Source organism: Allobosea sp. AK1, assembly GCF_006714945.1.
GTDB classification, from domain to species: Bacteria; Pseudomonadota; Alphaproteobacteria; order Rhizobiales; family Beijerinckiaceae; genus Allobosea; species Allobosea robiniae.
This window is the reverse complement of record NZ_VFMG01000001.1, coordinates 782,757-805,671: the sequence shown is the minus strand read 5'-3', so window position 1 is coordinate 805,671 and position 22,915 is coordinate 782,757. Positions and strand designations below refer to the sequence as shown.

22 protein-coding genes and 1 other RNA gene are annotated in these 22,915 nt (G+C 67.2%); 17 read left to right on the top strand and 6 right to left on the bottom strand.

Annotation, left to right across the window (positions count from 1 at the left end; genetic code table 11):
- Window positions 1–47: 47 nt before the first annotated feature.
- Window positions 48–482: a GNAT family N-acetyltransferase gene (locus FHT98_RS04205; RefSeq protein WP_210244330.1), complete on the top strand. Its 435-nt coding sequence runs from the start codon at window positions 48–50 to the stop codon at window positions 480–482.
- A gap of 13 nt (window positions 483–495) precedes the next feature.
- On the opposite strand, the gene FHT98_RS04200 is transcribed toward FHT98_RS04205, so the two are convergent.
- The 3 genes from FHT98_RS04200 to FHT98_RS04190 form a co-directional block, all read right to left on the bottom strand.
- Window positions 496–1,437: a GGDEF domain-containing protein gene (locus FHT98_RS04200; protein ID WP_142112631.1), complete on the bottom strand. Its 942-nt coding sequence runs from the start codon at window positions 1,435–1,437 to the stop codon at window positions 496–498.
- A 115-nt stretch (window positions 1,438–1,552) separates the two neighbouring features.
- On the bottom strand, window positions 1,553–2,356 hold the full coding sequence (locus tag FHT98_RS04195; protein WP_142112629.1) for a peptidoglycan recognition protein family protein: 804 nt from the start codon (window positions 2,354–2,356) through the stop codon (window positions 1,553–1,555).
- 10 nt (window positions 2,357–2,366) lie between these two features.
- Window positions 2,367–3,116, bottom strand: coding sequence for a TerB family tellurite resistance protein (locus FHT98_RS04190; protein WP_091856429.1), 750 nt, complete (start codon window positions 3,114–3,116; stop codon window positions 2,367–2,369).
- 354 nt (window positions 3,117–3,470) lie between these two features.
- On the opposite strand from FHT98_RS04190, the gene FHT98_RS04185 reads away from it, so the two are divergent.
- Both FHT98_RS04185 and rnpB read left to right on the top strand, forming a co-directional pair.
- Entirely contained in the window at window positions 3,471–4,109 is a 639-nt protein-coding gene (locus tag FHT98_RS04185) for a lytic transglycosylase domain-containing protein (protein ID WP_142112627.1), read from the top strand.
- A gap of 158 nt (window positions 4,110–4,267) precedes the next feature.
- Window positions 4,268–4,674: RNase P RNA component class A (gene rnpB / locus FHT98_RS04180), an RNA gene on the top strand.
- Window positions 4,675–4,847: 173 nt separating this feature from the next.
- Here the strand turns inward: rnpB and FHT98_RS04175 are convergent.
- On the bottom strand, window positions 4,848–5,270 hold the full coding sequence (locus FHT98_RS04175) for an organic hydroperoxide resistance protein (protein ID WP_113586727.1): 423 nt from the start codon (window positions 5,268–5,270) through the stop codon (window positions 4,848–4,850).
- A gap of 149 nt (window positions 5,271–5,419) precedes the next feature.
- Between FHT98_RS04175 and FHT98_RS04170 the strand changes: the two genes are divergently transcribed.
- From FHT98_RS04170 to murD, 9 genes are all read left to right on the top strand, one after another.
- Window positions 5,420–5,884 (top strand): MarR family winged helix-turn-helix transcriptional regulator, encoded by a 465-nt coding sequence (locus FHT98_RS04170; RefSeq protein WP_248309139.1) that lies wholly within the window; start codon window positions 5,420–5,422, stop codon window positions 5,882–5,884.
- A 476-nt stretch (window positions 5,885–6,360) separates the two neighbouring features.
- Complete coding sequence (locus FHT98_RS04165; RefSeq protein ID WP_142112623.1) at window positions 6,361–6,837, top strand: division/cell wall cluster transcriptional repressor MraZ; 477 nt, start codon at window positions 6,361–6,363, stop codon at window positions 6,835–6,837.
- A complete protein-coding gene (rsmH, locus tag FHT98_RS04160) occupies window positions 6,834–7,874 on the top strand; it encodes a 16S rRNA (cytosine(1402)-N(4))-methyltransferase RsmH (protein ID WP_142112618.1) in 1,041 nt (346 codons plus the stop codon). Before FHT98_RS04165 ends, rsmH begins: the two co-directional genes overlap by 4 nt.
- A gap of 2 nt (window positions 7,875–7,876) precedes the next feature.
- On the top strand, window positions 7,877–8,263 hold the full coding sequence (gene ftsL, locus FHT98_RS04155) for a cell division protein FtsL (RefSeq protein WP_061966771.1): 387 nt from the start codon (window positions 7,877–7,879) through the stop codon (window positions 8,261–8,263).
- Complete coding sequence (locus FHT98_RS04150; RefSeq protein ID WP_142112616.1) at window positions 8,260–10,035, top strand: peptidoglycan D,D-transpeptidase FtsI family protein; 1,776 nt, start codon at window positions 8,260–8,262, stop codon at window positions 10,033–10,035. Before ftsL ends, FHT98_RS04150 begins: the two co-directional genes overlap by 4 nt.
- Before the next feature lie 27 nt (window positions 10,036–10,062).
- A complete protein-coding gene (locus FHT98_RS04145) occupies window positions 10,063–11,517 on the top strand; it encodes a UDP-N-acetylmuramoyl-L-alanyl-D-glutamate--2,6-diaminopimelate ligase (RefSeq protein WP_142115672.1) in 1,455 nt (484 codons plus the stop codon).
- The gene (locus FHT98_RS04140; protein ID WP_142112614.1) at window positions 11,514–12,938 is read left to right on the top strand and encodes a UDP-N-acetylmuramoylalanyl-D-glutamyl-2,6-diaminopimelate--D-alanyl-D-alanine ligase; all 1,425 of its coding nucleotides are present in this window, start codon (window positions 11,514–11,516) and stop codon (window positions 12,936–12,938) included. Before FHT98_RS04145 ends, FHT98_RS04140 begins: the two co-directional genes overlap by 4 nt.
- Window positions 12,939–12,959: 21 nt before the next feature.
- Entirely contained in the window at window positions 12,960–14,042 is a 1,083-nt protein-coding gene (mraY, locus tag FHT98_RS04135; protein WP_061966774.1) for a phospho-N-acetylmuramoyl-pentapeptide-transferase, read from the top strand.
- A 1-nt stretch (window position 14,043) separates the two neighbouring features.
- Entirely contained in the window at window positions 14,044–15,483 is a 1,440-nt protein-coding gene (murD, locus tag FHT98_RS04130; protein WP_061966775.1) for a UDP-N-acetylmuramoyl-L-alanine--D-glutamate ligase, read from the top strand.
- Window positions 15,484–15,498: 15 nt separating this feature from the next.
- On the opposite strand, the gene FHT98_RS04125 is transcribed toward murD, so the two are convergent.
- On the bottom strand, window positions 15,499–16,314 hold the full coding sequence (locus FHT98_RS04125) for a methyltransferase domain-containing protein (protein WP_142112611.1): 816 nt from the start codon (window positions 16,312–16,314) through the stop codon (window positions 15,499–15,501).
- A 126-nt stretch (window positions 16,315–16,440) separates the two neighbouring features.
- A complete protein-coding gene (locus FHT98_RS04120; protein WP_061966777.1) occupies window positions 16,441–16,920 on the bottom strand; it encodes a VOC family protein in 480 nt (159 codons plus the stop codon).
- Window positions 16,921–17,224: 304 nt separating this feature from the next.
- Here FHT98_RS04120 and FHT98_RS04115 point away from each other — a divergent pair, with 304 nt between their 5' ends.
- The 5 genes from FHT98_RS04115 to FHT98_RS04095 all read left to right on the top strand — a co-directional run bounded on the left by FHT98_RS04115 (window position 17,225) and on the right by FHT98_RS04095 (window position 22,912).
- Window positions 17,225–18,349, top strand: coding sequence for an FtsW/RodA/SpoVE family cell cycle protein (locus FHT98_RS04115; protein ID WP_061966778.1), 1,125 nt, complete (start codon window positions 17,225–17,227; stop codon window positions 18,347–18,349).
- A gap of 4 nt (window positions 18,350–18,353) precedes the next feature.
- On the top strand, window positions 18,354–19,457 hold the full coding sequence (murG, locus tag FHT98_RS04110) for an undecaprenyldiphospho-muramoylpentapeptide beta-N-acetylglucosaminyltransferase (RefSeq protein WP_142112609.1): 1,104 nt from the start codon (window positions 18,354–18,356) through the stop codon (window positions 19,455–19,457).
- A 15-nt stretch (window positions 19,458–19,472) separates the two neighbouring features.
- Complete coding sequence (murC, locus tag FHT98_RS04105; protein ID WP_061966780.1) at window positions 19,473–20,879, top strand: UDP-N-acetylmuramate--L-alanine ligase; 1,407 nt, start codon at window positions 19,473–19,475, stop codon at window positions 20,877–20,879.
- Between the two features lie 94 nt (window positions 20,880–20,973).
- Window positions 20,974–21,900: a UDP-N-acetylmuramate dehydrogenase gene (murB, locus tag FHT98_RS04100; RefSeq protein WP_142112607.1), complete on the top strand. Its 927-nt coding sequence runs from the start codon at window positions 20,974–20,976 to the stop codon at window positions 21,898–21,900.
- 97 nt (window positions 21,901–21,997) lie between these two features.
- Window positions 21,998–22,912, top strand: a complete 915-nt coding sequence (locus tag FHT98_RS04095; RefSeq protein ID WP_142112605.1) for a D-alanine--D-alanine ligase — start codon at window positions 21,998–22,000, stop codon at window positions 22,910–22,912.
- Window positions 22,913–22,915: the final 3 nt, after the last annotated feature.

Here is a 22,915-nt window from a genome sequence, read left to right as displayed (position 1 = left end):
CAGCGCTACGGCGGGCATCACGCCTGCGGCAGCGCCGGAGAGAATTCGTGACGACTGACGCGACAAGGCTGATCCGCAAGGCGGTGGAGGCAGACCAGCCGCGCATCCACGCCATCCGTATGGCCGTGCGCGAGAATATTCTGAGCGATCCCTCGAAGGTGACGGCCGAGGAGGTCGCCTGGTATCGCGATAATGCGATCTTCCTCGTTGCCGAAAGCGCGGGCGAGATCGCGGGCTTCGCTTGCGCCAACCATCAGACCGGATTGGTCTGGGCTCTGTTCGTCGATCCGGCGCAAGAGGGGGGCGGCCATGGCCGGGCGTTGCTCGATGCGGCGCTGGCCGGGTTGAAGGCTGCGGGCCATGCCCAGGCCTGGCTCGAAACCGGCGCCGGCACCCGGGCGGAACGCTTCTATCGCCGCCACGGCTGGCACGACCGGGGACGCGGCCTCGACGGACAGATCGTCTTCACGCGGCAGTTGTAAGTTTTTGGGTGGCCTAACCCGCAAGCGCTGCCCGGCTGACGGCCGTGACCGGGCCGTCGAAGACGCGGATGCAGTCTCCGCCGGCGAGGCCCGCGACATGGAGTGCCGCCTCGGCTTCCGCGAAGATCTCGTTCTGCTCGCAGTAGCCCTCAGTCTTCAGCAGGGCCGCGCCGATCGAGGCCGTGAAATCGATGACGAGGTAGCCGCGCGGGATCGGCCGGCACAACAGCTTGCGCGTGCCGGCGAGCATCGAGGCCAGGTAACCCTTGTCGCCCGGCATTCGCAGCAAAAGGGCGAAAGCGCTCGGGCCCGTCTGGTCGATCGCCAGGGCATCGGGAAAGAGCCGGCGCAGGCGCTCGCCGAAGCAGCGGATAATGTCGTCGCCGGCGGCCCGGCCGTGATTTTCGACGATTGTCGGAAAGCGATCGATCTCGAAGATCGCAAGAGCGAGGCATTCGGATGCCCGGCCCCGGTCCTGCCGAACCTGCCTGAGGATGTCGGTGAAGCTGCGGCGTGCTGCGGGGCTCGTTGGGGACTCCGCTCGCGTGAGGCTGGAGACGCTGTTCCACAAGCCCTTCTCGGCGGTGACATCCTGCTTCGAGCCGAAGATGCGGCTCGGCCGGCCATGCTGATAGCCGACGCCGACGATGAGGCGCATCCAGCGCTTGTCGCCATTCACCGCCCTGATCCGGCAATCGAGCGCGAAGCCCTGCCCGGTGCGGATGGCGTTGCTGCGATGCTGCTCCATCTCGCGCCGGGACCCCTCCTCGTAGAGGTCGAGGGTCGCCTTGCGGTAGATTTCGCTGCCGCGCTGCAGGCTGAACAGGTCGTAGACCCCGTCGGTCCAGCTCAGGGTCTCGTTGGCGAGGTTGCATTCCCAGGCGCCGAGCGCGGCGGGCGCGAGCGAGCGCTCGTAGAGCGGCCTGGTGGCTGCGATGAGCTGCTGGCTATCCACGGCGCCCTCCTGCCGGTCGACGATCGAGGGCAGCCTAGGCCGCGAGCGTTAAGCGACCCTTGCGCTTCGTGGCGCGTTTGGCCGTTTCATGCGCTGCGGCGTCACGGTTCCTGGTTCAGGCGCTGCGCCCGCCTTGCGCGGACGCAAGCAGGTCGCGCAGGGTGGTGATCGTCGAGGAATCGGCGATGCCGTCGACCTTTTCCGGGCGCCAATGGCGTTGGAAGGCGGCGACGATCGCTTCCAGCCTGTCGTCGAAGACGCCGTCGACCGTGACGCCGTAGCCGAGCATCGCGAACATCGCCTGAAGCGCCTCGACCGGCTGGCCGCTCTCGCCGCGGGCGAAGAAGCGCCCGCCGCGGATCAGGGCCGGCTCGCTCCACAGGCCGACGCCAGCTTCGGCGAAGCGGCGCCAGGGGAATTTCTCGCCGGGATCGATCTTGCGGCCGGGCGCGATGTCGGAATGGGCCAGCACGCGCTCGGGCGGGATCGACCAGCGCTCGCAGATGTCGCGGCAGAGGTTGAGCGTCGCGATGATCTGCTCTTCCGGGTAATCGGGCAGGCCGCCGGGATGGCCGGGATTGGCGATCTCGATGCCGATCGAGCAGGAGTTGATGTCGGTCTCGCCGGCCCAGTGCGAGGCGCCGGCATGCCAAGCGCGCCGACCCTCCGGCACGAGCTGGAGCGTGTGGCCGTTCTCGAACACGAAATAATGCGAGGAAACCTGCGCGACCGGGTTGCAGAGCCATTGCAGCGCTTCGCCGGCCACCGGCATGCCGGTGTAGTGCAGGATCAGCATGTCGGGCCGGCGGCCGGGCGTGCCGTCCGGGTTCTTGCGCTCGCCATGGTTGGGCGATGGGAAGATCTTTGCGGCAAAGCGGCTGTCGGGCCTGGCGACGTCCAGCGGGGCGATTTCGGTCATAGGAGGCGGCTCAGGCGGGTTGGGGCGCGAGGCTGCGGCTCATGCCGCGTTCTTTCTGGATCGCGTCCCAGGCCGCGTTGATCGCGGCGATGCGGCGGGTCGCGATGGCGATCGCCTCCTCGGGCAGGCCGCGGGCGATCTCGCGGTCGGGATGGGTTTCGGCGACGAGATGGCGGTAATGGCGCTTCAGCTCGGCGTCGTCCATCTCGCGGCTGGCGCCGAGCACGAGATAGGGGTCGTCCGGGCGGCGGGCATGGCGGGCCTCGATCCGGGCGAAATCGGGCTCGGCGATGCCGAAGATGCCGGCGACCGACTGGAGATAGGCGTGCTCGGCCTCGTGGATCGCGCCATCGGCAGCGGCGATCAGGAAGAGGCCGTCGAGCACATCCTCCAGCAGGGCCGGCTCGTCCTTGAAGGCGCCTGCGATCTGCGAGGCATAGGCCTCGAAGCCGGCGCTGGTCTGCTTGGCGAGATCGAACAGGGCCTCGATGCGCTGCTGCTGATCGGGCGGGACCTCGACGATGCGGCGGAAGGCGGTGATCTCGTCGCAGGTCACGACGCCGTCCGAGCGCGCCATCTTGGCGGCGAGCGCGACGAGGCCGGTGGTGAAGACGAGCTCGCGCGGTGCCGGGCCGAACGGCGCGCCTTCGCGATCGACCAGGACATGGCCGGCCAGCGCGCCGACGAGCGCGCCCAGCGGCCCGCCGATCACGAGGCCGAGCCCGCCGCCGCCCAGAGCGCCCCAGAAAGAGGAAGCCATCACATAATCGATCCCGGTGAATCCGAATGCGCCGATGATGGGAGAAGGGGGCTTGTTCGCGCAAGAGCGCCCGGTGCGACGGCCTGCCGCGCCAAAAATCCGGTTCCGGCCGGGAATACGGCTGAAATGCGGCGGCCGATTCGCCTGCTTGATTCGTTCCGGCGGGCGGGGAGCCGGCGAAGTTTTTCGAGCGACCGAATACATATGAATACTGAATAGTTAAATATAGAATATATTCCTGTTTACGCTGATAGTTATGCGTTTTTCTATGGTATGCGCCAGATTATCGACACATTCGACCATCAGTTGAGCGGCCCCATCGGCCAGTCATGGCTCAATGGGGTTCAATTCGACATGCGATATATCTGTGGTGGTCTCGCGGCTGCGTGCCTGATTAGCCTCTCCGGGGTTGCCCTGGCCGAGGATTTCGTCAATGCGGAAACGGACCCCAGAGCTATCGTTCTTCGCGACGCCGAGATCGCCCGCGCCAAGGCCGCCGAGGACAAGGGCGAGAAGGCTCCGGTTGAGGCGCGCGCTCCGAAGGCCGGCGCCCGCACCGCCAAGGCTGAAGGCGACAAGACCGAGACCCGCGCCAGCCGCGCGCTGGCGGCTCCGGCCGGAACCGAAGGCATCAAGGCGATCGTCGCGCGCCATGCCGCCGCCAATGGCGTGCCGTTCTCGCTGGCCGATGCCGTCGTGCGCGTCGAAAGCCGCTACAACCCTCGCGCCTCGCATGCCGGCAATTACGGCCTGATGCAGATCCGCCACCAGACGGCGCGCGGCCTGGGCTATTCCGGCAGCGCCAGCGGCCTGCTCGATGCCGAGACCAATGCGCGCTACGGCATGAAATATCTCGGCATGGCCTACAAGATGGCCGGCGGCGACACCTGCCGCACGGTGATGAAGTACCAGAGCGGCCATATGACGAACCGGATGAGCGGTGCCAACCGCGCCTATTGCGCCAAGGTGCGCACCATAACCGCCCGCAACTGATCCTGGACCGCCTCGCGTCCTATTGGATGCAAAGTGGCGATCTAGCTTTTCATTTTAGCATCGGATTTCTCCGAAAAGTGCATTCCACTTTTCGGTCCGATGCTCCAGCCGCGCGGTTGTGCTTGACGCGGGCCGCGCCAGCGCGCATCTCCCCCTCGCCAGTCGGCCGGACGGCCGCTCTCGCTCGCGAGGGAGGAAAGTCCGGGCTCCACGGAAACACGGTGCCGGATAACGTCCGGCGGGGGCGACCCCAGGGAAAGCGCCACAGAGATCGAACCGCCCTGCGCTGGAGAGCTTCGGCTTTTCCGGCAGGGTAAGGGTGAAAAGGTGCGGTAAGAGCGCACCGCGGACCCGGCAACGGGGACGGCATGGCAAGCCCCACCGGGAGCAAAACCGAATAGGGACGATGCTGCCCGCGCAAGCGGGCAGGGGCAGGTTTCTGTGCCTTGTCGTCCGGGTTGGTTGCTCGAGGCGCGCAGCAATGTGCGTCCCAGAGGAATGGCCGTCACGTCGGGGGAGCGATCCTCCGGCCATCCAAAACCCGGCTTACAGGCCGACTGGCACCTCGACCGTCGTGAATTCTACTCCGGCGGGCATCCGACGCGGCTTTCTGCGCTTCCGGTGCTCACGGACCGATGTCCGCTGCGCTCCGGTTCTCGAAAGCCACACCGGCTGCCTCACCGGACCGAATTCCCGATCGGTCTCGGGGAGCGGCTCATTGAGCCGGACCGTGCAGGCTCAGGCCACCGTCGTCTCGACCGGGATGTTGCCCTTCGTCGCGTGCGAATAGGGGCAGACCACATGGGCCTTCTTGACGAGGTCCTCGACGGCGGCCTTGTCGAGGCCGGGCACCGAGACGGTCAGCTTCGCAGTGATGCCGAAGCCCTGTCCATCGTCGCGCGGGCCGATGCCGATATCGGCCGAGACCTTCGCATCATCCGGGATCTTCACCTTCTCCTTGCCGGCGACGAATTTGAGCGCGCCGAGGAAGCAGGCCGAATAGCCGATGGCGAAGAGCTGCTCGGGATTGGTGCCGTCGCCACCGCCGCCGCCGAGCTCCTTCGGTGTATTCAGCACGAGCTTGACGTTGCCGGTATCGGTCGCGGCCTGGCCTTCACGGCCGCCGGTGGCGGAGCCATGGGCGGTGTAGAGCGTCTTCATGATCGGTTTCCTTCCTCGGGTGAGCTGATGGTTGCTATTTAGGTTGTGCACAATTAGATTGTCAACAATTAATTTGAGCGTGATAGAGGGTGGTTGATTATGGGGCCGCTTTCGGTTTTGCGTGAAACAGGATGATCGGCGAGGGCGTGATGGCGAAGCGGGACAGGGCCGGGGACGGGATGCCGCGTCTGGAGCAGCAGCTCTGCTTCGCGATCTATCAGGTCGGCCACGCCTTCAACCGGGCCTATCGTCCGATCCTGGCCCCGCTCGGGCTGACCTATCCGCAATATCTGGTCATGCTGGTGCTCTGGGAGCAGGACGGGCTCACGGTGAAGGAGCTCGGCGAGCGATTGATGCTCGATTCCGGCACGCTGACGCCGCTGCTGAAGCGGTTGGAGGCGTCCGCGCTGATCCGGCGCGAGCGCGACGCCCGCGATGAGCGGCAGGTGCGCATCCACCTCGCCGAGAAGGGCGAGAGCCTGCGCGAGCAGGGGCGCTGCGTCCAGGAGGCTGTCGGCGAGGTGCTCGGCGGGACGGCGGGCGATGCGGGGCGCTTGCGCGACCAGCTCGGTCTCGTCCGCGATGCGCTGCTGGCGTCGTCACGCGACGGCTGATGGCGCCTTTTGCCGTAGCCGCCGCCATTGTCATTCCGGTTCGCGCCTGAAGCGCGCGCCGGAATGACAACTGTGCGGTGTCCTTCGAGGCTTCCGGATCTGCCCCGCTTGTCGGCTCGCCAAAAATAACGGCGCGCTTTCGTAAAAATTTTTCGCAGCGCTGACGCGTCTTCCGCTGGCCCAGGAGGTCAAGCGGGTGCCGAATTGCGCGTGCTTACGGATACTTAACCTTAACAAGCTGTGATGCCGGAGAGTCCCGGCAGGTGCGTCGCTGCGCCTGCGATTCCATTGACGCCCATAAAGGCCCATGCTATCCCAAATCATCCCGTCGAAGCCGGCAGGCAATCCAAGGGTCAAGCTCCGTGTGCCGCGCGGAATTTGGCTTGCGGGCGTGCCTTGCCCGCTTCGACGGGGGGACTTTTCGCCGCTTGCCCATCTCAGCGGTGGCGCCTTGAAGAGCAGGCCGGGAGGCGGCGTTGACGGACCGCTTCGTCTCGAATTTCACGAACCGGCTCGACGCCAAGGGGCGCGTTTCCATTCCGTCGAGCTTCCGGTCGGTGCTGGCGAAAGACGGCTACGAGGGCCTCTATGTCCATCAGGGCCTCGACCTGCCGGCACTGGATGCCGGCGGCAATGCGCTCCGGGCCACGATCGACGATATTCTCGCGCGCTTCTCGCCGTTCTCGGACGAGTGGGAGCTGCTCTCGACGGCGCTGAACGGCACCTCGGAGGTGCTGAAGGTCGATACGGAGGGGCGGATGGTGCTGAGCGAGGCGCTGAAGGCGCATGCCGGGATCGGCGACGCCGTGACCTTCGTCGGGCACGGCCACAAATTCCAGATCTGGGAGCCGGAGCGGTTCCGCGCCCATCTCGATGCGGCGCGGACGCGCCTGCGCGATGTGAAGCGCACGCTCGGCAGCTTGACCATTCCAACGGGAGGCACGGGCACATGAGCTACCATGGCGACCGTTCCGGCGGAGCCATTGGCGGACCGGTTCGTCATGTGCCCGTATTGCTTGCCGAGGTGCTGGAGGCGCTCGCGCCGCGGGCCGGCGGGCGCTATCTCGACGGAACCTTCGGGGCAGGGGGCTATTCGCGCGCGATCCTCGATGCCGCGTCTGAGGTTACCCTGCTCGGGCTCGACCGCGATCCCTCTGCGATCGCTGGCGGGGCCGATCTCGTGGCCGCGATGGCGGGACGATTGACCCTGTCCCAGGCCAATTTCGGCGAGCTGGCCGAGGAGGCCGAGCGCTTCAAGATGGCGCCGCTCGACGGCGTCGTGCTCGATATCGGCGTCTCCTCGATGCAGATCGATCAGGCCGAGCGTGGCTTTTCGTTCCGCTTCGACGGGCCGTTGGACATGCGCATGAGCAGCTCCGGGCAGAGCGCCGCCGACCTCGTCAACGAGGCCGAGGAAGGGCTGCTCGCCAATATCTTCTATCATTATGGCGAGGAGCGCCGCTCGCGTGCCGTGGCGCGGGCCGTGGTCGAGGCCCGCCGCAAGGCGCCGATCACGACGACCAAGCAGCTTGCCGATCTCGTTGCCGGCATCGTGCGCGGCGAGCCCGGTGGCGCCCATCCGGCGACGCGGGTCTTCCAGGCCTTGCGCATCGCGGTCAATGACGAGCTCGGCGAGCTGGTCCGGGCGCTGCACGCGGCCGAGACGGTGCTGAAGCCCGGCGGGCGGCTCGTCGTGGTCACCTTCCATTCCCTCGAAGACCGCATCGTCAAGCAGTTCTTCGCCGAGCGCTCCGGCCGGGTGTCGGCGGGCTCGCGCCATGCGCCGGCGGTGGCCGTTGCGCAGCCGACCTTCAGGCTGGTCGAGAAGGGCGCCGTCGCACCGTCCGAAGCCGAGATGCGCGCCAATCCGCGGGCGCGCTCGGCCAAGCTGCGCGCCGCCGAACGCAACGAGGCGCCGTCGCGCCGGGCCGATGCCGGGCTCGTCGCGCTCTCCACCGTTCCTGCCCCGCAGCCGCGCCGGAGGCCCTGAGCGTGATCAAGCTCCTGCACATCATCGCCATCGGCGCGCTGGTTTCCTCGGCGGTCTATGCCTATTCGATCAAATACGAGACGACGCTGGCGACCGAGCATCTCCAGAAGCTCAAGGGCAAGACCCAGCGCGAGCGCGACGCGATCCAGGTGCTCAAGGCCGAGTGGCAGTTCCTCAACCGGCCCGACCGCGTCCAGATGCTGGCGGAGCGCCATCTCGACCTCCAGCCCTTCGTGGTGACGCAGGTGGTCAAACCCTCGGACATCCCGAACCGCGGCCCGAAGGTCGATGCCATCGGCCGCAAGCTCGAGGATCTCGGCCTCGGCCTGCCGACCGAGACCCCCAGGGATCGCAAGGCGAGCGCGACGACGCCGGGAGCCATGCCATGAGCCAGTCGATGCATCACGAAGCGGCGGAGCAGCAGGTCGAGGCGACGGAACCCGTCGTGAAGCGCGGGCGCCTGGCCTGGCTGCGCGACGTCTTCCGCATGAGCGGAGAGAAGAGCGAGCCGCGCGTCGGCCTCGTCATCCTCGGTTTCTCCGCCCTGTTCCTCGCGATCATCGGCCGGTTGGTCTATCTCGGCGTCGCTCCGAACGAGCAGGTCGGCCTGCGCCGCGCCACCTCCAACGCCATCTCCGCTGCGCGGCCCGACATCGTCGACCGCAATGGCGATGTCATGGCGACCGATATCCGCACGGTCTCGGTCTTCGCCGAGCCACGCCGCATCCTCGACAAGGACGAGGCGACCGAGCTGCTGACGGCCGTTCTGCCCGACCTCGACGCTAAGGATTTGCGCGACAAGCTCGGTACCAAGAAGGGCTTCGTCTGGGTCAAGCGCGAGATCACGCCGCGCCAGCAGGCCGAGGTGCACCGGCTCGGCATCCCCGGCGTCGGTTTCGTGCCCGAGAACAAGCGCGTCTACCCGAACGGCAACGCGGCGGCGCATGTGCTCGGCTTCGCCAATATCGACAATGTCGGCATCGCCGGCATCGAGAAATACATCGACTCGCAGGGACTGCAGGACCTGAACGGCGCGGGCCTCGCGACCGAGGCGTCCGACCTGAAGCCGGTCAAGCTGTCGATCGACCTGCGCGTCCAGCACCTGCTGCGCGACGAACTGTCCAAGGGCCTCGAGCGCTTCAAGGCGATCGCCGCGGCCGGCGCGATCATGGACGTGAACACCGGGGAGGTGATCGCGCTGGTCTCGCTGCCGGATTTCGACCCCGGCAACCCCGTCGACGCGCTGGAGAAGGACCGGATCAACCGGATGAATGTCGGCGTCTACGAGATGGGCTCGACCTTCAAGGCGCTGACCATCGCGATGGCGCTCGATTCCGGCAAGGTCAACATCAATTCGAGCTTCTCGACCGCCGGCGGCATGATGCGGTTCGGCCGCCAGGTCATCAAGGAATACCATGGCACGGGCCGCACGCTGACGGTGCCGGAGGTGTTCCTGCATTCGTCGAACATGGGCTCGATCAAGATGGCGCTGGCCGTCGGCGTCGAGGGCCACAAGGCCTTCCTCAAGAAGATGATGCAGCTCGACCGGATGACGACGGAGCTGCCGGAAAGCGCAGCGCCGATCGTCCCGCAGCGCTGGGGCGAGATCAACACCGCGACCATCGCCTTCGGCCACGGCCTCGCCGTCGCGCCGCTGCAGGCGCTGGCGGCGGTGGCGGCGCTGGTGAATGGCGGCTACCTGATGAAGCCGACCTTCCTGGTGCGGTCCGAGGAGGAGGCCCGCAAGGTCGCGACGCGCGTCATCAAGCCGGAGACCTCCGAGGCGATGCGCTTCATCATGCGGCTCAACGGCGAGAAGGGCTCGGCCCGCAAGGCGAATATCGAAGGCTATTTCGTCGGCGGCAAGACCGGCACGGCCGAGAAGGTGATCAACGGCCGCTACGCCAAGAACAAGAACTTCACGACCTTCACGGCGATCGCTCCGTCCGACAAGCCGAAATACCTGTTCCTCGCGATCTATGACGAGCCGAAGGGCTATGCCGAGAGCGGCGGCTATTCGACCGCGGCGTGGAATGCCGGCGTCACGACCGGCCGGGTGATCGAGCGCGCCGCGCCGATCCTGGGGCTGAACCCCCGCTTCGATCCGCCGCCGTCGCCGTTCCCGCTGATGGCGAGGCTCGGTGCCTGGGGTTCGCGCTGATCTCGACCTATAACGGTGGCCATGACGATGACCGGATACCGCCTCGGAGACCTCTTCCCCGAGATGTTCGAGACTGAGGCCGCCAGCCAGCAGGTGCATGGCGTTGCCTTCGACAGCCGCAAGGTGACGGGGGACGACGTCTTCGTCGCACTCGCTGGCGCCAAGGCGGATGGCGCCCGCTTCATCATGGATGCTGTCGGGCACGGCGCCGTCGCGGTGGTCTCGGGTGGGCCGCGGCCGGCCGACCTGCCGGCCGGGGTCGCCTTCGCACAGGTGGAGGACCCGCGCCTCGCGCTGGCGCTCGCTGCGGCGAAGATCCACCCGCGCCAGCCCCGGACGATCGTCGCGGTGACCGGCACCAGCGGCAAATCCTCGGTGGCGGATTTCACCCGCCAGATCTTCCAGGCGCTCGGCCATGAGGCGGCGAGCGTCGGTACCATCGGCGTGGTCACGAGCAAGGGCGCCGATTACGGCTCGCTGACGACGCCGGACCCGCTCTCGCTGCACGCTTCATTCGACAGGCTCGCGGGCGAGGGCATCACGCATCTTGCCATGGAAGCGTCCTCGCATGGGCTCGACCAGCGCCGCCTCGACGGTGTGCGGCTGAGCGCCGGCGCCTTCCTCAATCTCGGGCGCGACCATCTCGATTATCATCCGAGTGTCGAGGAATACCTCGCCGCTAAGCTCCGGCTCTGGGAGCTGCTGCCGGACGGCGCGCCGGTGGTGATCAACCGCGACGAGCCTTATGCGGACGCGGCAGCCGAGGCTGCGGCCATGGCCGGCCACCCGATCATCGGCATTGGCCGCAAGGGCGAGACGTTGACGCTGCTGCGCAACGAGCGCGATGGCTTCTCGCAGCGCCTGACGGTCGGCTTTGACGGGCAGGAGCTCTCCGTCGCCTTGCCGCTGGTCGGCGATTTCATGGCCGGCAATGCGCTGGTCGCGGCCGGGCTGGCCATCGCGACCGGTGAGGATAAGGCTGCGTCGCTCAAGGCGATATCCGGGCTCATCGGTGTTGCCGGGCGGCTTGAACGCATCGGTGAGGCCAATGGCGGGCTCGTTGTCGTCGATTACGCCCATAAGCCCGATGCGCTCGCCGCGGTGCTGACCACGCTCAGGCCCTATGCGACCGGCCGTCTGATCTGCGTCTTTGGCTGCGGCGGCGATCGCGACAAGGGCAAGCGCCCGCTGATGGGCGCGATCGCGGCCGAGAAGGCCGATATCGCCATCGTCACGGACGACAATCCGCGCAGCGAGGACCCGGCGACGATCCGGGCCGAGATCATGGCGGCATCGCCGAGGCTCCAGGAGATCGGCGACCGCGAGGAAGCCATCCGTGCCGCGGTGAAGATGCTTAAAGCCGGGGATTTGCTGGTCGTGGCGGGAAAAGGCCATGAATCCGGCCAGATCATAGGCGACCGCACGCTGCCCTTCTCCGATCACGACGTGGTCCGGAAAGCGCTATCGGAGTTTCAAGGATGAGCGCCCCGCTCTGGACCGGAGACAAGCTGATCGCTGCGCTGCGCGCGCGGCCCGAGGGCGCCGTGCCGCCGGTCGTGACCGGTGCTTCGATCGATACCCGCACGCTGGAGCCCGGTGACGTTTTCTTCGCGATCACCGGCGAGGCCCGCGACGGGCATGACTTCGTCAAGGGCGCGCTCGACAAGGGCGCTGCGCTCGCCGTGATCGACGAGGCGCATGCGGCGGAATTCGCGGGCACTGGGGCACTTGCCGTCGTGCCGGACGTGCTGAAGGCGATGGAGCATGCGGGCACGGCGCGGCGTGCCGAACTCAGGGCCGGCATCGTCGCCGTCACCGGCTCGGTCGGCAAGACCGGGACCAAGGAGGCGCTGCGCCTCGTGCTCTCGCGCCAGGGCAAGACCCATGCGCCCGTCGCTTCCTACAACAATCACTGGGGCGTGCCTCTGACGCTCTGCCGCACCCCCGCCGATGTCGCGTATGGCGTCTACGAGATCGGCATGAACAGCCCCGGCGAGATCGTGCCGCTGGCGCGGATGGTGCGCCCGCAGGTCGCCATCGTCACCACGATCCAGCCGGTGCATCTGGCCGCCTTCGCCTCGCTCGAAGGGATCGCCGAGGAGAAGGCCGGGGTCTACTGGGAACTCGAAGAAGGCGGCACAGCGATCGTCAATGCCGACATCCCGCAATCCGAGCTGCTGCGCGATATCGCCAGATCCGGTCCGGCCGGGCGGATCGTCACCTTCGGGGAAAGCCCGGATGCCGATGTAAAGCTCGTCTCCTGTGCGCTGAAGCCGGACATGTCGGTGGTCGAGGCCCGCGTCCTCGGCGAGCCCGTGACCTATCGGCTCGGCAGTCCGGGCAAGCATATCGTGCTGAATTCGCTCGCCGTGCTCGCGGCCGTCCATGCGCTCGGCGCCGATCTCGCGCTGGCCGCGCTGGCCCTCGGCGACCTCAAGCCGCCGGCTGGACGCGGCGCACGCCAGGTGCTGCAGGCGCCGGGCGGCAGGGTCACGCTGCTCGACGAGAGCTATAACGGCAACCCCGCCTCGATGCGGGCCGCAATCGAGAATCTCGGCCGCCTGCCGGTCGAGGGGCGCGGCCGGCGCATCGCCGTGCTCGGCGACATGCTGGAACTCGGGCCGACCGGCCCGGAGCTGCATCGGGGGCTCGCCGAACCGCTGGTCTCGAACGGGATCGACAAGGTCTTCACCTGCGGCCCGCTGATGAAAGGGCTCCACGAGAGCTTGCCTTCCGCCATGCGGGGGGCTTATGCCGCGACGGCGAGCGACCTGGAGCCGCTCGTGCTCGATGCGATCCGCGGCGGCGACACTGTCACGGTCAAGGGATCGCTGGGCACGCGCATGGGTCCGATCGTCAAGGCGATCCTCGCGCGCTTTCCTGCCGTGCCTGCCGAAGACTGACCTGCAAGAGAGCCCAGAAGCATGTTCGCCCTGCTCGCCGAACTGTCCGGCACCTTCCCGGTGCTGAACGTCTTCCGCTACATCACCTTCCGCGCAGGCGGGGCGACGGCGACGGCGCTGCTCTTCCTGTTCTTTTTCGGCCCCTCGGCCATATCCTGGCTCCGGATCAAGCAGGGCAAGGGCCAGCCGATCCGCACGGACGGCCCGGAATCGCATCTTGCCAAGCGCGGCACGCCGACCATGGGCGGGTTGATGATCCTGACGGGGGTGTTCGTCGCGGTGCTGCTCTGGGGCAATCTGCGCAACCCCTATGTCTGGATCGTGCTCGGCGTCACCGCAGCCTACGGCGCGATCGGCTTCTATGACGATTTCCTCAAGGTCACCAAGCAGTCGCACAAGGGCTTCTCGGGCAAGGCGCGCATCTCGATCGAGGTCGTGGTCGCGCTCGTCGCCTGCTACTTCGTCATGCAGACGCAGCCGCCGGCGATCGGCTCGGGCTTCGCGATGCCCTTCCTCAAGGAAGCGATCATCCCGCTCGGCATCCTGTTCCCGCTGGTCGCGTCCTTCGTCGTGGTCGGCGCCGGCAACTCGGTGAACCTGACCGACGGGCTCGACGGGCTCGCCATCGTGCCCGTCATGATCGCGGCCGGTACCTTCGGCTTCATCTCCTATCTCGTCGGCAACGCGATCTTCGCCAACTACCTGCAGATCCACCATATTCCCGGCGCGGGCGAACTCGCCGTGATCTGCGGCGCGGTGATCGGCGCCGGCCTCGGTTTCCTCTGGTTCAACGCACCGCCGGCCCAGATCTTCATGGGCGATACCGGCTCGCTCGGTCTCGGCGGCCTACTCGGCACCATCGCGGTCGCGACCAAGCACGAGATCGTGCTGGCGATCGTCGGCGGTCTCTTCGTCGTCGAGGCGCTCTCGGTGATCATCCAGGTCTTCGTGTTCAAGCGCACCGGCAAACGCGTCTTCCTGATGGCGCCGATCCACCACCATTTCGAGAAGCTGGGCTGGACCGAACCGCAGGTGGTGATCCGGTTCTGGATCATCTCGGTCGTGCTGGCGCTGGTCGGCCTCGCCACGCTGAAGCTGCGCTGAGATGACTCCGGTTTCCGTCTTTTCGGGGCGCAAGGTCGCCCTGTTCGGGCTCGGCGGCTCCGGGCTCGCCACGGCACGCGCGCTCAAGGCGGGCGGTGCCGAGGTCGCGGCCTGGGACGACAACGAGAAGAGCCGGGAGAAGGCGGCTGCCGAGGGCATCGCCGTCGTCGATCTGGCGAATGCCGACTGGTCGGGCTTCGCGGCTTTCGTGCTCTCGCCCGGCGTGCCGCTGACCCATCCCGAGCCGCACTGGACCGTCGGCAAGGCCAAGGCTGCCGGCGTCCCGATCATCGGCGATGTCGAATTGTTCTTCCTTGAGCGGGCGACGGTGGCGCCGGGCTCGCCGGTCGTCTGCATCACCGGCACCAACGGCAAGTCGACCACGACGGCGCTGATCGCGCATGTGCTCGGGGCGGCCGGCCGCGACGTGCAGATGGGCGGTAATATCGGCACCGCCGTGCTGGCACTGGAGCCCCCGGCCGCGAACCGCATCCATGTCATCGAGTGCTCGAGCTACCAGATCGACCTCGCGCCCTCGCTTGCGCCCAGCGTCGGCATCCAGATGAACCTGACGCCGGACCATCTCGACCGGCACGGCTCGCTGGAGAACTATGCAGGCATCAAGGAACGCCTCGTCGCCGCTGCCGATATCGCGGTGGTCGGCGTCGATGACGAGGCCTCGAAGCAGATGGCGCGCCGCCGCGCTGCCGGCGGCCGCCCGCTGGTCAAGATCAGCGGCGAGCAGCCGCTGGACGAGGGCGTCTTCGCCGGGGTCACCGCCAATCAGGGGCGGCTGGACACGCGCATCGTCGAGGTGAAGGACGGCAAGCCGCGCGTCGTCGCCAATCTCGCGGGCATTGGTTCGTTGCGCGGCTCGCATAACGCGCAAAATGCGGCGGCGGCCTTCGCCGCCTGCTCGGCATTGGGCCTGAGCGCGGAAGAGATCGCCGAGGGCTTCAGGACCTATCCGGGGCTGGCGCATCGCATGGAGGAGCTCGGCCGGATCGGCCGCGTCGTCTTCATCAACGATTCCAAGGCGACCAATGCGGACTCGACCGAAAAGGCGCTGACCTCCTTCCACGGCATCTTCTGGATACTCGGGGGCAAGGCCAAGGACGGTGGCATCGAGTCGCTTCGCCGCTATTTCCCGAACATCGCCCGCGCCTACCTGATCGGGGCGGCGAGCGATCTCTTCGCCGCGACCTTCGACGATGACGGACGCGTCGGCTACGAGCGCAGCGTCACGCTCGACAAGGCCGTGGCCGATGCCGCGCGCGACGCGCTGGCAGCGACAGGCGAGGGCGAGATCGCGGTGCTGCTCTCGCCGGCCTGCGCCTCCTTCGACCAGTTCCCGAATTTCGAGGTCCGGGGCGATGCCTTCCGCAAGCTGGTGACAGACCTGCCGGGCTTCGAGCCGTTCGGCAAGACGAAGCCGCGATAGGTCGCGGCGCTTCCGTCATTCCGGCACGCGGCCCGTGAGCCGGAAGAACAGGTTGGACGTCACCTGCACGGCAGGATCGGACAGGTGGCTCTCCAGCGCCGCCATCTCCTTGTCGAGATCGGCCCGCGCGATGAAGCCTCCATCGACGAGCTTGTCACGGATGTTGTCGATGAGACCGCGCGGGAACCAGCGGCGTTCATGGCCGGCGGGAAAGACGTGGAGAATGGCGTCGACCTCGATATCGATCACGCCTGCATCCCGGAACAGCCGATGGATCTTCCGGCCGACCGACAGATCGATCCCCTGTGCCCGCGCATAGGCCGCGTAAGCCTCGATCAGGCGGCTCCAGGCCGGCAGGGGCGGATCGAGGCAGTGCGGAAGATAATCGGCCTCGAAGCTCGCGACCCAGCCGCCGGGCCGCACGAGGGAGACCAATTCGCGTACGATCCGCTCGGGCTCTGGCACATTGACCAGCAGCAGCCGCATATGGGCGCCGTCGAAGGACGCTCGCGGCAGGCCGGTCTCGTAGGCATCGCCCTCGCGCAGTTCGACCTGGGGCAATCCGCGATCGGCGATGAAATGGCGCGCCAACTCGACAAAATGGCTGCCGCGGTCGATGCCGAGGACCGAACCCGTCGGGCCGACATGCTCTGCCAGCAGATGCAGGACACCTCCGGGGCCGCAACCGAGATCGACGACGTGCTCCCCGCGCTTTATGCCGATCCGATCGAGCTGTGCCCGGGAGTCGGGTGCGAGATTCAGGATCTGACGTTTGAGCCGATCGACTTCGGCCTCGGCCCGCCCAAGCAGATAGATGTCCGGTTTCGTCATCACGCCTCCATTCTGGTCCGCCGGGGGCCGTTTCCGACCCGGCTGACCGTTATGGTTTCATGACCTCGCTTCTCGCCGGGGCGAGGCCGCGTTCGATGGGCTCGAAAGCCGCTCCAGGAGATCGCTTCAGCCGCGCCGGGCGGCCTCGATCTTTGCGACGTCGATCTTCTGCATCGTCATCATCGCGGCGAAGGCGCGCTTGGCCTCCTCGCCACCGACGGCGAGCGCTTCGCTCAGGACGCGCGGGGTGATCTGCCAGGACAGGCCCCATTTGTCCTTGCACCAGCCGCATTCGCTCTCCTGGCCGCCATTGCCGACGATGGCGTTCCAGTAGCGATCGGTTTCCGCCTGGTCCTCGGTGGCGATCTGGAAGGAGAAGGCCTCGCTGTGCTTGAACATCGGCCCGCCATTGATGCCCAGGCAGGGAATGCCGAGGACCGTGAAGGTGACGGTCAGCGCGTCGCCGGCCTTGCCGGAGGGGAAGTCGGTGGGGGCGCGGAAGACCTCCTTCACGGCGCTGTCCGGAAAGGTCTCGGCATAAAAGCGGGCGGCGGCCTCGGCGTCCTTGTCGTACCACAGGCAGATCGTGTTCTTGGCGATGGCCATGATCAGTCCTTTCGCTGTCGAAACTGGTGCAGGGTGCAACTCCTCCCATGGGACGACAATGCGTGTCAGGAGCGGCCTTTGCATCTGACCGGCCGCGTGAGACCGATTTGAGGCGCGCGGCTGATCGAAATGGGCGAGCCTGCGTCGAAGAGGCTGTAAAACGCGGCGCGCCGCTGTGGATCGTGATGCGCTGAGCTCGTCGATCCCGCGCATCGGAATCAATCGGTTAACCATTCATTGACAGAGTGATTCGTCACGCAAGCGCGGCCTCAGCCGCGCCGAATTTGTCGATGGGATGCCCGTCATGGTCTCGCGCGCGGAACCTTCTCTCAGCGGCCGCTGGTGGTGGTCGATCGACCGCCTCATCCTGACCGCACTCGTCGCCCTGATGGTCTCGGGCGTCGTGCTGCTGATGGCAGGCGGGCCGCCGGTGGCCGAGCGGCTCGGGCTCTCGACCTTCCATTTCGTCAACCGGCAGGCCGCCTACCTCGTCGTCGCGATGGCCATCTTTCTCGGGGTGTCGCTGATGACGCCGCGCCAGGTGCGCCGCGCTGCGCTGCTGATCTACCTTGGCTCGCTCGTCATGGTGGTGGCGACGCTTTATTTCGGCGTCGAGGTGAAGGGCGCGAAACGCTGGCTGACGCTCGGGCCGCTGGGCTCGGTCCAGCCATCCGAGTTCCTCAAGCCCGCTTTCGTCGTGATGGCGGCCTGGGCCTTCGCCGAGGGCACGCGCCGGCCCGACCTGCCGGGCACCATCCTGGCGCTGCTCCTGCTGCCTTTCACCATCGTGCCGCTCGTCCTGCAGCCGGATTTCGGCCAGACCATGCTGGTCAGCCTGGTCTGGTGCGGGCTGTTCTTCGTCGCGGGCCTGCACTGGTTCTGGGTGATCGGCCTCGGCGGCGTCGGCGCCGCCGGCATCTTCGTCGCCTATGAGCTGGTGCCGCATGTCCGCGCCCGCATCGAGCGCTTCATGGACAAGGGCTCGGGCGACTCGTTCCAGGTCGACACGGCGCTGGAGAGCTTCGCGCAGGGCGGCTGGCTCGGGAAGGGACCGGGCGAGGGGACGGTGAAGCGCATCCTGCCCGACGCCCATACCGACTTCATCTTCGCGGTCACGGCCGAGGAATTCGGCATCGTCGTCTGCATGCTGCTGGTGGCGCTCTTCGCGGTGATCGTGATCCGCGCGCTGTTCGTGGCGCAGAAGGCGGAGGACCCGTTCATCCGCCTCGCCGTCACCGGCCTTGCCCTGCTCTTCGGCATCCAGGCGGCGATCAACATGATGGTCAACCTGCACATGATGCCGGCCAAGGGCATGACGCTGCCCTTCATCTCCTATGGTGGCTCCTCGCTGCTCTCGCTCGCGGTCGGGACGGGCTTCCTGCTGGCATTGACCCGGCGGCGGCCGCGCTCGGTCGAATTCGGGCGCTGATCCGATGGCGACGGACACGCTCGTCATGCTGGCGGCCGGGGGAACCGGCGGCCATCTCTTCCCGGCCGAGGCATTGAGCCACGCGCTGCACGCCAAGGGCATGCGCGTGGTGCTGATGACCGATACGCGCGCCGCCGAATACGCCGGGAACTTTCCGGCCGAGGCCGTGCATGCCGTGCCGGCGGCGACGCCGTCCGGCCGCTCGCCATTGCAGAAGGCGGCGGCGCTGTTCAACATCGCCAAGGGCACTTTCGCGGCGCGCGGGATCATCAAGCAAGTCAGGCCGGCCGTCGTCGTCGGTTTCGGCGGCTATCCGACGGTGCCGCCGGTGCTGGGCGCCTCGCTGGCCGGGGTGCGCACCCTGATCCACGAGCAGAACGCCGTGATCGGCCGGGCCAATCGCTTCCTCGCCGGCCGTGCCGACGTGATCGCGACCGGCTTCGCCGAAGTCGGCGGGCTCTCGGAGGCGCAGCAGGCCAAGTGTCGCCATGTCGGCAACCCCGTGCGCCCCGCGGTGATCGCGGCGGCCGGCCACGATTATGACCAGCCGGGCGAAGGCAGGATCAGGCTCCTGGTCTTCGGTGGCAGCCAGGGCGCGCGCATCATGGCCGATATCGTGCCGCCGGCGATCCAGCTCCTCACCGAGGCCGAGCGGGCGCGCCTGACCATCGCCCAGCAGGCGAGGCCTGAGGATGACGAGCGCGTGCGCGGCATCTACGAGAAGCTCGGCGTCAAGGCGACGATCGCGCCCTTCTTCAAGGACCTGCCGGTGCAGATGGCGGCGTCGCAGCTCGTCATCGCCCGCTCCGGCGCCTCGACCGTGGCGGAACTCACCGTGATCGGCCGCCCGGCCCTGCTGGTGCCGCTGCCGGGCTCGCTCGATCAGGACCAGGCGGCCAACGCGGCCTTCCTCGAAGGCGTGGGCGGAGCTGTCCGCATCCTCCAGCCGGACTTCACGCCGCGCCATCTTGCCGCCGAATTGTCGAAGCTTATCGCGCAGCCCGCCCACTTGACGACGATGGCCGCAAACGCGAAGAGCGCCGGCATCCCCGATGCCGCCGACCGCCTGGCCGATCTCGTGATCGCCACGGCCAACCTCCCGCACTGACAGGATTCACGACCCATGAAGCTGCCGCCGAAGCTCGGCTCCATCCATTTCGTCGGCATCGGCGGCATCGGCATGTCCGGCATCGCCGAGGTCCTGCACAATCTCGGCTACAAGGTGCAGGGCTCGGACGCTTCCGACGGGGCCAACGTCAAGCGCCTCGCCGACAAGGGCATCACCACCTTCGTCGGACACAAGGCGGAGAACATCGGCGAGGCCGAGGTCGTCGTGGTCTCGACCGCGATCAAGCGGGACAATCCCGAATTGCTCGCCGCGCGCGAGCAGCGCCTGCCCGTGGTGCGCCGGGCCGAGATGCTGGCCGAGCTGATGCGCCTGAAGAGCTGCGTCGCCATCGCCGGCACCCATGGCAAGACGACCACGACCTCGCTCGTCGCGACGCTGCTGGAGAAGGGCGGGCTCGATCCGACCGTGATCAATGGCGGCATCATCAACGCCTATGGCACCAATGCCCGCATGGGCGAGAGCGACTGGATGGTGGTCGAGGCCGACGAATCCGACGGCACCTTCCTGAAGCTGCCGGCCGACGTCGCGATCGTCACCAATATCGATCCCGAGCATCTCGACCATTTCGGCACCTTCGACGCGATCAAGGCGGCCTTCCGCTCCTTCGTCGAGAACCTGCCGTTCTACGGCTTTGCGGTGATGTGCATCGACCACCCGACGGTGCAGGGGCTCGTCGGCCAGATCACCGACCGCCGCGTCGTCACCTATGGCGAAAACCCGCAGGCCGACTTCCGCCTGATCGACATCGATCTCTCGGGCGGGCAGGCCCAATTCACGCTGCTGATCCGTGACCGCAAGACCGGCCGTGACGAGGTGATCCGCGATCTCGTCATGCCGATGCCGGGCCATCACAACGCGCTGAACGCGACGGCCGCGATCGCGGTCGCCTATGATCTCGGCATTCCTGTGCCCCGCATCCGCGAGGCGCTCGCCGGCTTCGGCGGCGTCAAGCGCCGTTTCACCAAGACGGGTGAATGGAATGGCGCGCTGATCTTCGACGATTACGGCCACCATCCGGTCGAGATCGCCGCCGTGCTCAAGGCGGCGCGAGCCTCGACCAGGAGCAAGGTGATCGCGATCGTGCAGCCGCATCGCTACACCCGCCTGTCGAGCCTGTTCGACGATTTCGCCGCCTGCTTCAACGATGCCGACACGGTGATCGTGGCCGACACCTACGCGGCCGGCGAAGCGCCGATCGCGGGTGCCGACCGCGATTCGCTCGTCGCCGGCATCAAGGCCCGCGGCCATCGCCATGCGCTGCCGCTGGAAGCGTCCGACAAGCTCGCCGGCATGGTCGCGGAGCTGGCCGGGCCGGGCGACTATGTCGTCTGCTTGGGCGCCGGCAACATCACCCAATGGGCCTATGCGCTGCCGGGGGAACTGGCTGCGCTGAAGGGGTGAGGCACGGCACGCCGCAATTGCGCCGTCATGCTCGGGCCTGACCCGCGCATGACGGGCTGTTCCGTCCCGGACCATCATGTTCTAAAGCGACGCCATGCCCTTCGCAGACCTCTCTTCCGATATCCGCGCCTCGGCTCCCGATCTACGGGGCCGGCTTCTCGCCAATCAGGAGCTTTCGGGCCTGACCTGGTTCCGCGTCGGCGGCCCGGCGCAGATTCTGTTCACGCCGGCCGATGACGACGATCTCGCCTATCTGCTCTCGAAGCTGCCGGAGGACGTTCCGGTCACGGTGATCGGGCTCGGCTCCAACCTGATCGTGCGCGATGGCGGCATTCCCGGCGTCGTGGTCAGGCTCGGCGGCAAGGCTTTCGGTGAGATCGCGCTGGAAAGCGGCGACCGTCTGCGCGCCGGCACGGCCGTGCCGGACGTCAAGGTCGCCCGCGCTGCGGGCGATGCCTCGCTCGACGGCCTTGCCTTCTATCGCGGCATTCCCGGCTCGATCGGCGGGGCGCTGCGGATGAATGCTGGTGCCCATGGCGGCGAGACCACCGATGTGCTGGTCTCCGCGCGCGGCGTCACCCGCAACGGCGAGATCGTGACGCTCTCCCATGCCGAGATGGGCTTCACCTATCGCAACAGCGCGGCCTCGACCCGCGACATCATCTTCACCTCCGCCCTGTTCCAGGGCCGGCCAGGCGACCAGGCTCTGATCCAGGCCGAGATGGACCGGGTGACGCAGGCGCGCGAGGCGGCCCAGCCGATCAAGGAGCGCACCGGTGGCTCGACCTTCAAGAACCCCGAGGGCGGCAAGGCCTGGCAGCTGATCGACGCGGCCGGCTGCCGCGGCCTGCGCGTCGGCGGCGCGCAGGTCTCGGAGATGCACTGCAATTTCCTGATCAATACCGGCGGCGCGACAGCAGCCGATGTCGAAGGGCTCGGCGAGGAGGTCCGCCGCCGGGTCAAGGACAACTCGGGCTTCGAACTCCAGTGGGAGATCAAGCGGCTCGGCGTTGCGGCGTAGCTGCCGGGCTTTGAAAAGGGCAGGGGCACTGCAAGCCGGTTAACTCCCCGTTAACCAAGTTTAACGAGGTTGGACGCATCGCAGGAGCGAAGCGTCGATGACCAAACATGTTGCAGTGCTGATGGGCGGTTGGTCCGTCGAGCGGGAGGTCAGCCTCAACAGCGGCGCGGCCTGTGCGCGGGCGCTGGAGAGCGTCGGCTACCGTGTCACGCGCGTCGACGTCCAGCGCGACATCGCCGAGGTGCTGGCGAAGCTCAAGCCCGACGTCGCCTTCAACGCCCTGCATGGCCGCTTCGGCGAGGACGGCACGATCCAGGGCGTGCTCGAAATCCTGCGCATTCCCTACAGCCATTCCGGCGTGCTGGCCTCGGCGCTGGCGATCCGCAAGGACCGGGCGAAGACGGTGGTGAAGGCGGCCGGCGTGCCGGTCGCCCATGGCATCAACGTCTCGCGATTCGCGGCTGCCAGGACGCATGTGCTGCCGCCGCCCTACGTGCTCAAGCCGATCGACGAGGGCTCCTCCGTCGGCGTCGTGATCGTGAAGAAGGGCAGGGAGCACCCACCCCAGGAAATCGCCCGGCCGGACTGGCCTTGCGGCGAGATGCTGCTGGCCGAGACCTTCATCGCCGGGCGCGAACTGACCTGCGCCGTGATGGGCGACCGGAGCCTCGGTGTGACCGAAATACAAGCCGCAACCGGTGAGTTTTACGACTACGACGCGAAGTACGCGAAAGGCGGCTCGATCCACATCTGTCCGGCTCAAATTTTACCGAAAATTTACCAGCAGATCGAAGAGTGTGCGTTAACGGCGCATCAAGCAATCGGATGCCGGGGCGTCAGCCGATCTGACTTCCGCTACCACGACGAGAGCGACACGCTCGTCTGGCTGGAGGTCAATACGCAGCCCGGGATGACCGAGACCAGCCTGGTGCCCGAGTTGGCTGCCCATGCGGGCCTGGATTTCGGTGAGCTCGTCAAATGGATGGTGGAGGACGCCTCCCTCGATCGGTGAAAG